12 protein-coding genes are annotated in these 13,696 nt (G+C 47.8%); 8 read left to right on the plus strand and 4 right to left on the minus strand.

Annotated features, from left to right (window positions below; genetic code table 11):
* Window positions 1–74: 74 nt before the first annotated feature.
* The 6 genes from B7982_RS06210 to B7982_RS06235 all read left to right on the plus strand — a co-directional run bounded on the left by B7982_RS06210 (window position 75) and on the right by B7982_RS06235 (window position 6,744).
* A complete protein-coding gene (locus B7982_RS06210; RefSeq protein WP_088659991.1) occupies window positions 75–1,403 on the plus strand; it encodes a TldD/PmbA family protein in 1,329 nt (442 codons plus the stop codon).
* 51 nt (window positions 1,404–1,454) lie between these two features.
* The gene (locus B7982_RS06215; RefSeq protein ID WP_014547240.1) at window positions 1,455–2,051 is read left to right on the plus strand and encodes a nucleoside monophosphate kinase; all 597 of its coding nucleotides are present in this window, start codon (window positions 1,455–1,457) and stop codon (window positions 2,049–2,051) included.
* 306 nt (window positions 2,052–2,357) lie between these two features.
* Complete coding sequence (locus tag B7982_RS06220; protein ID WP_088659992.1) at window positions 2,358–3,191, plus strand: TIGR02147 family protein; 834 nt, start codon at window positions 2,358–2,360, stop codon at window positions 3,189–3,191.
* A gap of 1 nt (window position 3,192) precedes the next feature.
* Complete coding sequence (locus tag B7982_RS06225; RefSeq protein ID WP_088659993.1) at window positions 3,193–4,497, plus strand: hypothetical protein; 1,305 nt, start codon at window positions 3,193–3,195, stop codon at window positions 4,495–4,497.
* 17 nt (window positions 4,498–4,514) lie between these two features.
* Complete coding sequence (locus tag B7982_RS06230) at window positions 4,515–5,828, plus strand: hypothetical protein (RefSeq protein ID WP_088659994.1); 1,314 nt, start codon at window positions 4,515–4,517, stop codon at window positions 5,826–5,828.
* A 37-nt stretch (window positions 5,829–5,865) separates the two neighbouring features.
* A complete protein-coding gene (locus B7982_RS06235) occupies window positions 5,866–6,744 on the plus strand; it encodes a hypothetical protein (protein ID WP_088659995.1) in 879 nt (292 codons plus the stop codon).
* A gap of 76 nt (window positions 6,745–6,820) precedes the next feature.
* On the opposite strand, the gene leuB is transcribed toward B7982_RS06235, so the two are convergent.
* On the minus strand, window positions 6,821–7,912 hold the full coding sequence (gene leuB, locus B7982_RS06240) for a 3-isopropylmalate dehydrogenase (protein WP_014547244.1): 1,092 nt from the start codon (window positions 7,910–7,912) through the stop codon (window positions 6,821–6,823).
* Window positions 7,913–8,076: 164 nt separating this feature from the next.
* On the opposite strand from leuB, the gene B7982_RS06245 reads away from it, so the two are divergent.
* Window positions 8,077–9,186 (plus strand): hypothetical protein, encoded by a 1,110-nt coding sequence (locus tag B7982_RS06245; protein WP_088659996.1) that lies wholly within the window; start codon window positions 8,077–8,079, stop codon window positions 9,184–9,186.
* A 9-nt stretch (window positions 9,187–9,195) separates the two neighbouring features.
* Here the strand turns inward: B7982_RS06245 and B7982_RS06250 are convergent, their stop codons facing one another.
* Window positions 9,196–10,425, minus strand: a complete 1,230-nt coding sequence (locus B7982_RS06250; protein WP_233138401.1) for an endo-1,4-beta-xylanase — start codon at window positions 10,423–10,425, stop codon at window positions 9,196–9,198.
* A 253-nt stretch (window positions 10,426–10,678) separates the two neighbouring features.
* Here B7982_RS06250 and B7982_RS06255 point away from each other — a divergent pair, with 253 nt between their 5' ends.
* Entirely contained in the window at window positions 10,679–11,869 is a 1,191-nt protein-coding gene (locus B7982_RS06255; protein ID WP_233138402.1) for a polysaccharide deacetylase family protein, read from the plus strand.
* A 6-nt stretch (window positions 11,870–11,875) separates the two neighbouring features.
* On the opposite strand, the gene ruvB is transcribed toward B7982_RS06255, so the two are convergent.
* Both ruvB and ruvA read right to left on the minus strand, forming a co-directional pair.
* A complete protein-coding gene (ruvB, locus tag B7982_RS06260; RefSeq protein ID WP_088659999.1) occupies window positions 11,876–12,913 on the minus strand; it encodes a Holliday junction branch migration DNA helicase RuvB in 1,038 nt (345 codons plus the stop codon).
* A gap of 64 nt (window positions 12,914–12,977) precedes the next feature.
* Window positions 12,978–13,586, minus strand: coding sequence for a Holliday junction branch migration protein RuvA (gene ruvA / locus B7982_RS06265; RefSeq protein WP_109572183.1), 609 nt, complete (start codon window positions 13,584–13,586; stop codon window positions 12,978–12,980).
* Window positions 13,587–13,696: the final 110 nt, after the last annotated feature.

Consider the following 13,696-nt stretch of genomic DNA (forward strand, 5'->3'; position numbering starts at 1 on the left):
GAGATGCCCGCTCGGAGGCGGGCATGACAAATTAGAGTAGTTTTGCCTGACTATATAATTATTATACTTGCGATATGAATATTAAAGATGCCGTTTCTTTTATGTGTGACCTCGCCAAGGGCGAAGCCGAACAGTTTGATGTCATCGCTTCTAACACCCATTCCGAAGGCTTGTCCGTCTTCCAGGGCCAGGTGCAGAATACCGAAATCTCGGATTCCGTAGGTCTCGGTGTCCGCGTCATCAAGGATGGCCGTCCGGGTTACGCGCATACAGAACGCCTCACCGACGAAGCCTTGCACCAGACGCTCAAGGACGCTCTTTGTCACACGCAGTGGACTGAAAAAATCGACATTACGCTCCCACAGGCCGTTGAACTCCCGAAGGGCGAACCGAATTACAATCCGGCGCTTGAATCGCTCGACCTTGCGATGATGAAGGACTTCTGCATAGAGCTTGAAAAGGCGACTTTTGCAAAGTCTAAGGAAATCGAAAATATCCCGTACCTCGGTGGCGATATCGAAAAGGATTATTCCATCGTCGCAAACAACACGGGACTTTTCTACGAAGCCCGCTCGAACTGCGCTTCTGCGGGTGCCGGTGCAGTCGCAAGCCGGGGTGGCGTCAAGAAGCTTGGCAACTTTGTCAAGAATGGCCGCGACTGGAACGAATTTTCTGTCGATGAAATTGCAAGCAAGACAGCCGAATATGCAACGGAACTTTTTGGCGCCCAAAAAATCGAGAGCGGCAAGATTCCTGTGATTCTTTCGGAACGCATTTCCGCACGTTTCCTCGGCATGTACAGCCAGCCGTTCTTCGCCGAAACGATGCAGAAGGGCCAGTCCCGTCTCGACGGCAAGGAAGGCGAAAAAATTGCAAGTGACGTGTTCTCGTTGTGGAACGATCCGACAGGCGAAATGTTTGAACACAAGTTCTATTTCGATTCTGAAGGTTGCCTCACGAAGCGCGTGAAGGTCGTCGAAAACGGCGTCTTCAATTCGGCGCTTTACAACCTTGAAACGGCTGCCAAGGCGGGCCGCGAAACGACAGGCAATGGCGCTCGCAGCTTCGGTAGCAAGATGTCCACGAGTTTCTACAACATGCTCGTGCCGCCTGGAAGCATGACGACCATGGAACTTTTGAAGCTCTTCCCGAAGTGCTTGCTCGTTGTACGCCTAGAAGGCAATTCCGGCTGCAATTCCGTGAGCGGTGAACTCAGCATCGGGGCGCACGGTTTCTGGTGCGAGAACGGGACTATTAAACATCCGGTCGATGGCGTGACGCTCAGCGGCAATTACTTCGACATCATCAAGAACATCGTGGCGGTCGGCAACGAATACCGCGATCCGTTTGCAAGCTACAAAGTGCCCGCACTTGCCATCAGTGAGTTGAGCGTGAGCGCCTAATTTTTCTAAATTTGCGGTGAAAATTTTAACAATCAACCTATGAGGTTATAAATGTCTCAGATTTCTGCAGTTCTTATCTTCGGTGCTCCGGGTTCTGGCAAGGGCACTGTGGGCGCAAAGCTCGCCGCTACGACCGCTCTCAAGCACCTCTCCACGGGCGACATCTTCCGTGGCATCGCTCCGTCTAGCGAATCCGGCAAGCTCCTTGCTTCTTACTCCAGCAAGGGTCTCCTCGTCCCGGACGAAGCTACCGTTGAAATCTTCGGCCGCTTTGTTGAAGGCCTCGTGAACACGAACAAGCTCAACCCGGAAAAGGACACCCTCCTCCTCGATGGTATTCCTCGCACGGTTGCTCAGGTCGATCTCATCAAGCCGATCGTCGATGTGAAGCACATCTTCGTTCTCGACATCAAGGACGAAGCTACTATCGTTGCTCGCCTCCTCAACCGCGCCAAGATCGAAGGCCGTAAGGACGACGCTGACGAAAACGTCATCAAGAACCGTCTCAAGGTTTACAAGGAATCCACCGCTAAGGTTCTCGAAAAGTACGATCCGAAGATCATCAGCCACATCGTTGGCGACAACACTCCGGACGAAGTCTTCCTCGACGTGCTCAAGGCATACGTGGACTTCACGAAGAACGCTTAATTCGTTCGCTGAACTTTATTCAGAATGCACCTTGCCCCGCGGCAGGGTGTTTTTTTTGAACTGTCATGCCCGCCACCGAGCGGGCATCCCCTCTTTTGCATGTCATTCCCGACTTGATCTCTTTGATCACTTAGTGCTTTAGCACTTATGTGAGCATGATCCGCGTATGGGGAGGGAATCGCCTTCTTGTATCGCAAAACACTATGCTGTGTCATATACGAAAAATCTTTAAATTTGATATTGAATTTTAACTAAAAACACATATTTTGTGTCATAAAAACCTGTAAATAGGGTATATTTGGTAACATGAAACCGATAACAGAATATAAAGATTACCATCCCTTGATCAAGGATTTTTACGAAGCGCAAAAGCGGACTTCGTATTTCTCCTGGCGGGAATTCGCGAAACTCGCGGGGTTCTCTTCACCGACTTACTTGCGACTTGTGAGCGAAGGCAAGAGCAACTTGAGCCGAGTGTCTATGAACCGCATGATTTCGGCAATGGGGCTTGCGGGCTATGAAGCGAACTACTTCATTGCGCTCGTCAATTTTTGCAATGCCAAGGACGATGAAGCTAAAAAGCCGTATTGGAAAGAAATGCGCCAGATTGCGCTTGAATTTAAAGTACGCGTCGTCGATAAGGAGGCTGTTGAATATTTCGATGGTTGGAAAAATCAGGTCGTTCGCGAACTTGCACCGATGATGAATGGGGCCACCCCAGGGCAGATGGCGAAAACATGCTGCAACGAAATCTCCGCTGCCGATGTCAGCAAGTCGCTAGAGTTCCTGACGAAAGCGGGGTTCCTAAAAAAAGGCGAGGACGGCTCGTATCGACAGACCGAAAAGAACGTGACTGCGTCAAAGGAAGGCATGGCCTATGCCGTACACTCGATGCAACGCCAAATGTTGCGACTTGCCAGTGAATCTATTGAACGCTTTGAACCGCAAGAGCGCAGCGTGTCGAGCGTGACCCTTACGGTCAATCGCGAAAGTTACGAACGTATTGCACAAGAAATCGATGCGTTCCGCAAAAAGATTGCCGCAATGGCATCGGAAACAGAAGATGCCGATCAAATCTATCATTTGAATATGCAACTGTTCCCGCTAACTTGGAAATTAAATAAAGATGAGGTGGCTTAGTATGAAAAAGCTTTATAGTTTGTTTACTCTCGGTGCTCTTTTATTTGTCGCATGCTCCGAAAATGCATTGCCGGTTTCGGGCTCGACGAGTGTCCCGAATATGGAAAATAATTTAATGCCGAAAACACCTGTGCTGTGCAGCGTGATGGGCATGACGGACTCCCTAGAAGCCGTGGAAAAAGGATGTATATGGTCACCTACAATGTGGAACCGCACATCGGGATACCGTGCACGCACTGGTGTTGATAACGGGACAAATACTTCGGGTATTTGGACTTGGCATGTAGATCAGGGTGTTTATAATAATATTCGGTTTGAATGGCCTGGTGTCGCTACGGACCAATATGATTCAATGGCGCTTGCCGATGTTATAGACAAATGTGGTGGTAGCTTGTGCGGAAAGGTTATTCGTGAACCGAATGAAGATAAAATAGATTCCGCAATGAAATATATTGAGGATGATGGCCGTGCTTATGTAGAATTTTATTTTGCGGGGAAAGATTCTTTGGGAAATGTCGGAGAAATCGATGCCCGCGCTATGCATGGAATTTGTGTGGAATATTCGGGAGATATTTCTGTGGAACTAATACCTAGTGATTCTATTACTAATTTAAATAAAATATCTACTCATTTGGGGATCCGTACAAATTTGTTTAATCCTGAAAATCTTCTGTCTAAAAGTATAAAGACGTGTAATGTTTTTGGGGGATTTGGAATTTACACATCTGGTGAAATGGATTGGTCTAAAGTTGTGCCAATAAAGGATGTGCTCGCTCATTTAAAGGGTATTCGCATCATATTCAACTATAATGAAGAAAATACAGACTTTGATATTATAAGTATTGATTGGTATGATATAACTAAAATTCCAATGACGGATGCTCATCCTTCTGATGAAACATGTGAACCGATTTACGTGGATGCATCTTACTGTGATTGCGAGTTTACTACGGAAGACAGAGCTCTTGACGTGGCTACGACTGAGGCAAGATTCCAACTCGAGAGATGGAAAAATAATGCTGAAAATGATAATGTCCTTTCTGATTTAACGAAAGAATGTTTAGATAATGCCCTTGATAGCCTGGATAGTTTACGTGAGATAAGACGGAGTTATGCATTTGGTCGTCTACCTTGTGACGATCCTCATCCTCTTGCATTTGCGTGCGCTGATGGATCTCATAGTACCACGATCGAGTTTTATGAAAAATACGGGGAATATATGGATAAGATTGAAAAACCGATTGAAGAAAAAATGATTGCATCTGCTGATTCTCTCTTTAACTATTGCATGTCGTTAAAAGACTGATCTGCAGGAGGCATCGTATGAAAAAGCTTTATAGTTTGTTTGCTCTCGGGGCTGTTTTGTTTGCCGCATGCTCCGACAATGCTTCGCAGATTTCGGGCTCGACGAGTGTCCCGAATATGGAAAATAATTTAATGCCGAACACGCCTGTGCTGTGCAGTGTAATGGGCGTGACGGATTCACTGGAAGCCATTGAAAAAGGTTGCATTTGGTCGCCTGAAATGTGGAGCCGTACATCGGGATACCGCGTTCGCACTGGTTACGATAACGGGACGAATACTTCGGGTATTTGGACATGGCATGTAGAACAGGGATATTATAACAGTGTTAGCATTGATTGGCCTGGAACAGCTACAGCAGAATATGATTCGATGGCACTTGCCGATGTTATAGACAAGTGTGGTGGTAGCTTATGCGGAAAGGTCGTATATGAACCGATTGAAAATAAAGTTGATTCCGCTGCAGCGTATGTCAAATCAAATGGTCGTGCTTATGTTGAATTCTATTTTGCAGGGAAGGATGCTTCGGGCAATGTAGAAGACGCGGATGTTAGCGTCATGCAGGGAATTTGTGTTGAATATTCGGGGAATGTTGCTAAACTGGAACTTTTACCCAATGATTCAATTGCTGACTTACTTAATGTCTTTAGTTATACAGTCTCGTTGCGTCCTCCCGTGGATAAAGATGATGATTCTTTGTCTGAAAGTAAAGAATTGTGTTTCCCTTGGAATCAATTTGGATTAACTGCATCTTTAGCTGGTTATGAAAAAATGCCCAAATGGGTATTCGTTCCAATTGAAAATGTTGTCGCCCATTTAAAAGGAGTGCGTTTCTACTTCCACTTTAGTGAGACAAATACAAACTTTAATATTATAAGTATTGGTCGGTACCATTTGGCTAATTCTCCAACGACGAATCTTCATCCTGTCAATGAAACGTGTGCACCGATTGCGGTGCTCGAAACCTTCTGTGAGTGCGACTACTCAGAAGAAAAAGCTTTTTCACATATTGCGTTTTGGAACTATTTGAATTTTGCGGACAAAAAATACAATGCGGAAAATGATTCTGTACCACTGTCTGATTCATCGAAAAAATGTCTAAAAAGTACCCTTGATAGCTTGAGCGCTTTGCATGCAGAGAAATCAGCAGATGACGTTTCACGTCCTTGTGACAATCCTCAACCTCTAAGGTTTAGATGTGCCGATGGAACTGAAAGCGAATCGCTTGAGTATGCAGAAATACAAGAGGAATTTAGTAAGATGGTAGAATCGCTTGGTGGAGTGGCGACGGCTACGGATTCTCTCTTTAACTATTGCATGTCGTTAAATAATTGAATTGTAATTGAATCATAAAAACGAGTTGGAGTGAAATATGAAGGTTTCTAAAATTGCTTATGCCATGTTGGTGGCTGTAACGTTGACTGCTTGCTCGGATGTCGGTGATTCGGTGACGGATCCTGCCTTGAGTGAACAAGATAATCGCGTAGCTCTTGACAATATCACGGTCGAAGGCCATGCCTCGCATCTATCTGCATCGACCGCAACAAATTCAACGATGTTGCGACGTGTGGCGGATGCGGGTACCATGGTAAGGATGGCGGAACTGGATTCCGTTACCTTGGATACAACAGGAGTGGTGTTCTATAGCCGCTGCGATGGCTCTACAGGTGAGTTTGCGTTTGACCATGTCTCACTTCGTGGCCCGTATGTGAAAATTGAAATCGCTCCGTATGCAGAAAGCGAATCATGGCAATGGAATGGCGACTGGTCCTTTGATATGTTTGATCAGGAAAAAGACCGTTTTGTGGCGACGTATGGTGTGATTGTCGATTTGAGAAAAACGAGAACTGTCGATATAAATGCGATGACATTTTTGGAAACTTTTCGTTTGCACCGTTTAGTCCGCTTGGGCTACAGTTTGGTCGATGCCAAAGAACGTGCCGATAAAGAAATCATGAGTGCCGTTGGACTTTCTGGCGAAACGTTCGATTTTGACAAAAGAGAATATGTTCGTAATCAAGACCACCAAATTGTCAATAACCTGCTAGAGAATTTGATTGTTGAATGGTCGTCCTATGCATCGCCATTGCAGGTTGCAAATGCCTTTGGCAATAAGGGCTCGCTTTCAACGAATACTCCGATTAGGGAATTCTTTGTTGATGAACTAAACGTGTGGAAACGACAAAAATCTAATAGCGATAGCGCCATTGATTTTATAAAAAGGTTTATAGAGGCTCTTCAAGAAAAATAAAATCGATAGGAGGAATAAAAAAGCGGCCGGAGAAATCCGGTCGCTTTTTGCGCTGTGGTGCGCTTTGTCGCAAAGATTAAGCGAGTGCTTTAATGATAGCGTCGCCCATGCCAGTCGTGCCGACCTTGGTGCAGCCTTCCTGGTAGATATCGCCAGTGCGGTAGCCCTGAGCGATGACCTTTTCGCAAGCGGCTTCGATAGCCTTTGCTGCTTCTTCTTCCTTGAAGGTGTAGCGGAGCATGAGGGCCACGGAGAGGATCTGTGCGAGCGGGTTTGCAATACCCTTGCCTGCGATGTCCGGAGCAGAACCACCTGCCGGTTCGTAGAGACCGAAGGAACCTTCGGCGATAGAAGCGGACGGGAGGAGACCCATGGAACCGGTGAGCATTGCGCATTCGTCGGTGAGGATGTCGCCGAAGAGGTTCGGGCAGAGGAGCACGTCGAATTCACGCGGACGCTTGAGGAGCTGCATAGCGGCGTTGTCTACGTAGAGGTGTTCGAGTGTGAGTTCCGGATAGTCCTTGATGACTTCGTTCACGACTTCGCGCCAGAGCACGCTCGTGGTGAGCACGTTGGCCTTATCGATAGAAGCGACCTTCTTGTTGCGGAGCATAGCTGCGTCGAAAGCGAAGCGAGCGATGCGTTCGACTTCGTAGCGGCTGTACTTCATGGTGTCAAAACCGATTTCTTCCTTGGAGCCCGGAACACCTTCGCGGCCCTTCGGCTGGCCAAAGTAAACGTCACCCGTCAGTTCGCGGACGGTGAGGATGTTGAAACCGTCACCGACGATGTCAGCGCGGAGCGGGCAAGCGCCTGCGAGTTCCTTGTAAACGCGGGCCGGGCGGAGGTTGCAGAAAAGCTTGAAGTGCTTGCGGAGCGGGAGGAGAGCGCCGCGTTCCGGCTGGAGGTTCGGCGGAAGGTGTTCCCACTTCGGGCCACCGACAGAACCGAAAAGAATACAGTCAGAAGCTTCACCGAGCTTGAGGGTGCTTTCCGGAAGCGGAGAACCGCTTTCGTCGTATGCGGCACCACCGACGTTTGCCCATTCGGCGTTCACGTCGAAACCGAACTTCTTGGAAACAACGTCCAACACGCGGACAGCTTCTTTCATCACTTCCGGACCGATACCGTCGCCCGGGAGCACTGCAATCTTGTAATTCTTGCTCATTGTTAATCCTTGGTTTATAATTTGAACGGGTTCAAAGATAGTAAAAGGTGAGTGTCGCGGCAAAGTGTTTACACTTTGACATGACCGAGCCGCACTATCTGCGCTCTGAAAGAGCGCCAATTTAGTAAAATTATGGGTGAAGGGCGCTTTTTTACGATTGATGTATGCTTTATAGAGTTCTGATTCTTTTGATTTTAGCGATTTTGGCGGGGTGTGGCCAGCAGGCCGAGACGGTTTCCGTAAAAGCCTATAGGGTGCTAGATTCCGCACAATTCAATAATTATTTCACTCCTTATGACACGAGTGATGATAAATATTCGCGCGCCATTGATTTTCTTAAACCAGATTATAGTCTGGACAGCACAAGTGGAAAATTATTGTACGACGTCTGTTTTTCGGACGTTGATAGCGTCTCGGTGAAACATCCTTGTTCCCTGGATTCAGCCTTGCTTGTGAGTCTTGCCAAGAAGTTGAACTATAGCGATCCCCAAAAGGGAATAAGGGTCCGTTTGCAGTATGTCTACTATAATGCGTACGAAAATTCCTCTCCAAGTTTAGTCTTAAAGGATGGCCTCTTGATTTTTAAGGGTGATCCGTTCTATTCGCCTATATATCTTAATGACGACAGTACCTATCAGGCGCTGTGTCAGTCTTCTGATGGCTTAAAATGCGATGAATTGTTCGCTCGAGTTGTTGTTTCAAAGAAACTTTTCCCGGACAGCGTTCTTACTGCCGAAAAAATACCTTGGGTGGAAGAAAAATATAGTGTCTATGTCGATGAATCAATTTTTGCAGAACGCTTTGAAACAGATTACCTATTTAGTTCTATTTATTACAAGCGAATACACCCTTATGAAGGTGACGGTGTTATTCCGTTTGAAATGTGCTTTAAAGACGGTTTGGCATACCCTTGCAATTTGTCTTCAACAGACTTTTCCCGCATTCAACGGGCTATTGAAAAAGATGGCGACACATTGATTGCTCTATCTCACCAGAGCCATAGAATATGGACAATGGAATCGTTTGCCCTGGATGGAATGTCTGGCCTACATACTTGTAAATCTACTGCCGGGAAAACCTGTGATGAAATATTTGCCCTTGCCCGCAGAAACAAAGAACATGAAGAGGGCTTTCTGGGATGGTTGGCGTTATATCGCTTTAAAATGACGGACTTATCTTTTACGTTAGAGCAGTTAGACTATCTTGATAAGATTCCCCTTGCCACTGTAGGGCTCCGCAAAAAGGACGGAACCCTTATCGCGGGAATACGTTAATATTTGATTTTACCGTGCAATCCGCACTTGCTTTACGATGCCGTTCTTCACGGAGCGGAGCATGTAGATGCCTTGGGCCTTGATGTCGCGGGTGTTCTGGAGTGTCGAGACGGCCTCGTCCATGGTGTAGGCGCGCAGGCGGCCGAGGCGCACTCCGTTTACGTCAAAGACGTCGTATGCCTGGAGGGTATTCGCTTGCAGGTGGAGGCCGCTACCGATTGCAATCGTGGAATCGCCAATAGTCGAATCCTTCGCAGTAGTATCTTCCTGAAAATTGAAATACTCCTTGAGCCAGGTCATTGCCGGGCGGTCTATGCCATCCCTGATAATGCCGGAACACCCTTGTTCCCTTGCGTTGCAAGATGCCCATGTCTTGCCGTAGATATAGCCCCAAAGGGTAATGCCAGCAATATGCTCCTCTTCCATGAAGAGGGAGATTTGTTCTGAATAGCATCTTTTCTGAATTTCATCGTCCAAAGTCGCAATATCGTATTCGGTAATGAACAATGGAATCTGCGTACTGTCTATAATTTCTTGTAGGTATTTTTTTAGGATATTGAAGTTGAGACAGTTTGTCGGGCTGGAGCCCGTAGCCATTAAATCATGTCCTTGCATTCCGTAGCCATCGACTGGCGCACCGTTCTTTTTGATGGTATTGATAAGATTTATTCCGACATCTCTTTGCCATTGGAACGTATTGTAGTCGTTGTAAATGAGGATCGCCTTGGGCCAGCGCTCGCGAGCCATCTTGAAGGCCGTAGTGACGAAATTGTAGTCGCCATCGTTGTCACCGCCTAGGGCATCGATAAAGAGATTGCCTCTACCGAATCCAGAGTGGTACTGGTTTGTCGCTGATCGGCCAGCCTCGGTTACCACATCGATCATTTCTAGGTCGGGGTAATGTTCCGCGACGGCATCAAACCAGGCGGTAATGGCATCCTTGGTTTCTTCAACATTAAGTTGACTGACCCAACCTGGGTAGCGTGAGCCCCATACGAGTGTGTTGAACTTGAATAGGACTCCGTTCTCTTTTGCCCAGTTGTAAATGGCATCGCACTTGGAAAAGTCGAATTCGCCACGAGTCGCTTCGATTTGGACCCACAGGCATTCGAATTCAGGGGTAATCTGGTTCCAGTATTTCGCGAAATCAGACGGAACTTCGCCATCAATCGGAATGTTGCCGACGAACTTTGCGGCACCGTCGGCAAGGCCGAGGGCTGAAACGCTACTCACTGCCACGCCCCAAAGGGCTAAAAACGCAATTTTTAAGGTTCTAGAACACATAATTTACCAATATAAACATACTTTCACTTTGCGGATAAATGTCCAATGAGGCGATGTTTACCATTGACAAAACGTCTACAATCTACGGTCATGAACTATATTTATTGATATTTAATGGATTAGAATTATGAAAATATTTTTTCTGAAACGAGCAATGCGTGCCGCGGTTGTGGCGAGCTCTGTTTCCCTTAGTTTGGCAGGACTTTGTATGGCAGAAACTCCTATAAAAACCATTCCTTGGAACGGCTATGTCGGGGCTGTAAGTTTTACCTTCGATGATGCTTACGCAAACCAGGTGGAAAATCTTAAACCGATTCTAGATGACCTGCCGGATGTCCACGTGACGTTTTTCCTGACGAGCATGGGGAATGGCTTGACGCAGAATGCCGCGGGTTTTGCCGCGCTTGCGAAAGCGGGGAATGAGATTGGGAACCATACCCAGTCGCATCCGCATTTGACCGGAGCCAGCGATAGCGAACTTGAAGAAGAAATCGTCAAGTTTGCAAATACAATTGAAAGTACGCTTGCTGAGGAGGGCGCCGATGTGAAGGTGACTTCTCTTGCGACTCCGTTCTGCGAAAACAATGACAAAATCAAAAGCGTGATTGCCAAGCGGCATTTCATCAATCGCGATTGCGGTTGGCATGGCCGTAACGATTGGGATACGGAACCGGACTGGATGAGTCTTCAGGCAAAAATCTGGACGCGCTCGGGTGCGACCGTTACCGAAATGCTTTCGGCGCTTGATACGGCCGCTTTCATTGGAAATTTCGAAGGCGCAAACCCTTGGGACGTGCAGGTGAAGGGTGGTTCTTGGCTTGTTGTGCTGAATCACGGTGTCACGGACGATGCGGGGGATGACTATGCTATTGATCCATCGGACATCAAGAAAATTTTTGAACATGCCGTCGAAAATAAATTGTGGACTGCTCCGTTCGGGACTGTCGGCGCTTACCATCGGGCGCACTTTGTGGTTGATGCCGCAACTTCGACTTTAACAGACGATGGCTTTACGGTGAAATGGGAAATCCCGAATGAACACATGCCGAAAAGCGTTCCGCTGCGTGTGAAAATCGATACGAAGAGCGTTGGCGAAAATGCAGTTGTGGAACAGGGTGGCAAAAAACTGTCTCCTGAAAGCGATGGCTCCTACATCATCGAGTTCATGGCGAAAGAACTCAAGGTGCGCAAGTCTAGCTCAAATGACGAGACAATCGCTCTCCCGAAATCGCCTTTCGCGAATCAAGGTTATTCGAAATACACCATATTCGATATGAACGGAAATTGCCTCGGCGAGACAAATGGCTGGACTATTCCCGCAAATTACCCCAAGGGTACCTATATTGTCCGCGCCGAAGCCGCAGGACTTAAAGCAATGACGAGAAAACGGATAAAGTAAATTGCTTTACAGCTCAAGCTCAGTCTGTTCGTTGAACATGGACTTTGGAATCGGCTTGTGGAGCATCCTGTAGGCATTCTGCGTGGCGATACGGCCGCGCGGAGTGCGTGAAATAAGCCCCTTCTGGAGCAGGTACGGCTCGTAGACTTCTTCGAGTGTATCCGGTTCTTCGCCCATGGCGGCGCTGATGGTGCCAAGTCCGACGGGCCCGCCATTGAACTTGTCAATCATCATTGCGAGAATCTTGCGGTCGGTCGGGTCGAGACCCTCGCTGTCGATGCCGAGCATTTCGAGCGTCTTGAGTGCTGCTCGTTCGTCGATGACTCCCGTTCCGCGCACTTGTGCCACGTCTCGGCATCGCCTGAGCACGCGGTTCGCCACACGTGGCGTCCCGCGACACCGCCCGCCAAGAATTTTGGCTGCTTCTTCCGAGAGTTCTACGCCTAAAATGCGTGCGCTACGCATTAAAATTTTGACAATGTCTTTTTCGTTGTATAATTCCAGGCGATACTGCAGCCCGAAACGGTCACGGAGCGGTCCGGTCAAAAGCCCGCTGCGGGTGGTGGCGCCTACGAGCGTAAAATGCTTGAGCGGGAGGTTTACGCTTCTTGCCGCAGGTCCAGAATCTAGCATGATGTCAAGGCGAAAATCTTCCATAGCGGGGTAGAGGTATTCCTCGACCACGCGGTTCAATCGGTGAATCTCATCGATGAACAAAATATCATTTTCTTGTAAACTTGTAAGGAGTCCCGCGAGATCGCTCGCCTTTTCGAGCACGGGACCGCTTGTGATGTGGATGTTTACGCCCATCTCTTTGGCGATAATGCTTGATAGCGTAGTCTTGCCGAGTCCCGGAGGACCAGCAAATAAGCAATGGTCAAGCGCATCGCCGCGCTGTTTTGCGGCTTCAATGGCGATAGAAAGGCTTTCCTTGATGTCGTCCTGGCCTGTAAATTCACTCAAGCTAGGCGGTCGCAAGTTGCGGTCGGTATCGCCTTCGTCAAAAGAACACTTCTGCGGTGAAATTATACGCTGATCTTCCATATTTTTCCTGTCTCGTCCGCCGTCTATCCTTGTCATGCCCGGCCTCCGTGCCGGGGGCACCATTTTACAAATACTTGAGAGCCTCCGGAATGAGTGCTGCGGCATCTGCCGCATCTCCAAGAACCTCTACTGCCTTCACGACAGCCTTTTCTGCTGCTGGGTCCTTTACTCCAAGCGTATGCAGAGCCAAAACGGCCTCGAGCTTTGCTCCTGTCAACGCTCCGACACTTGTAATACCGCTGCCCTCGACATCGCCGAGGGCCTGTAACATGTTCGAGGCCTTTTCTTTGAGCGTTAATGTCATTTGCTCACAGGTCTTTTTGCCAAGCCCCTTGATTTTGCCAAGTGCGGACTTGTTGTCACTAGCAATCATGTTCAAAAGGTCTGCTGGCGTGCTCCCGCTCAGAATCCGCTGTGCGAGCTTTGGACCGACTCCGTTGACCTCTAGAAGCATCAGGAACAGGTTCTTTTCTGTCGTATCCGCAAATCCAAAAAGCGTCATGGAATCTTCGCGTACGACGAGATTCGTGTGCAAAGTGATTTCGGCCCCTTCTTCGGGCAACTTGCCTGCCGTAAATGCCGAAATATTGATGCCGTAACCAATTCCTGCACATTCCACAACTACAAATGTGGGGGATTTTTGTACCAAGATGCCACGAACCCGTTCTATCATAAAATCTCCAAAATATGCACTTTTGTGCTACTGCACGAATATACACTATTTTTAAGGCTCTGTCAAGCCTTTCCGTATTGCTGCGTTAAAAATCTTTATTGGCTGTAAAT

Source organism: Fibrobacter sp. UWB2 (assembly GCF_002210425.1).
Lineage (GTDB): Bacteria > Fibrobacterota > Fibrobacteria > Fibrobacterales > Fibrobacteraceae > Fibrobacter > Fibrobacter elongatus.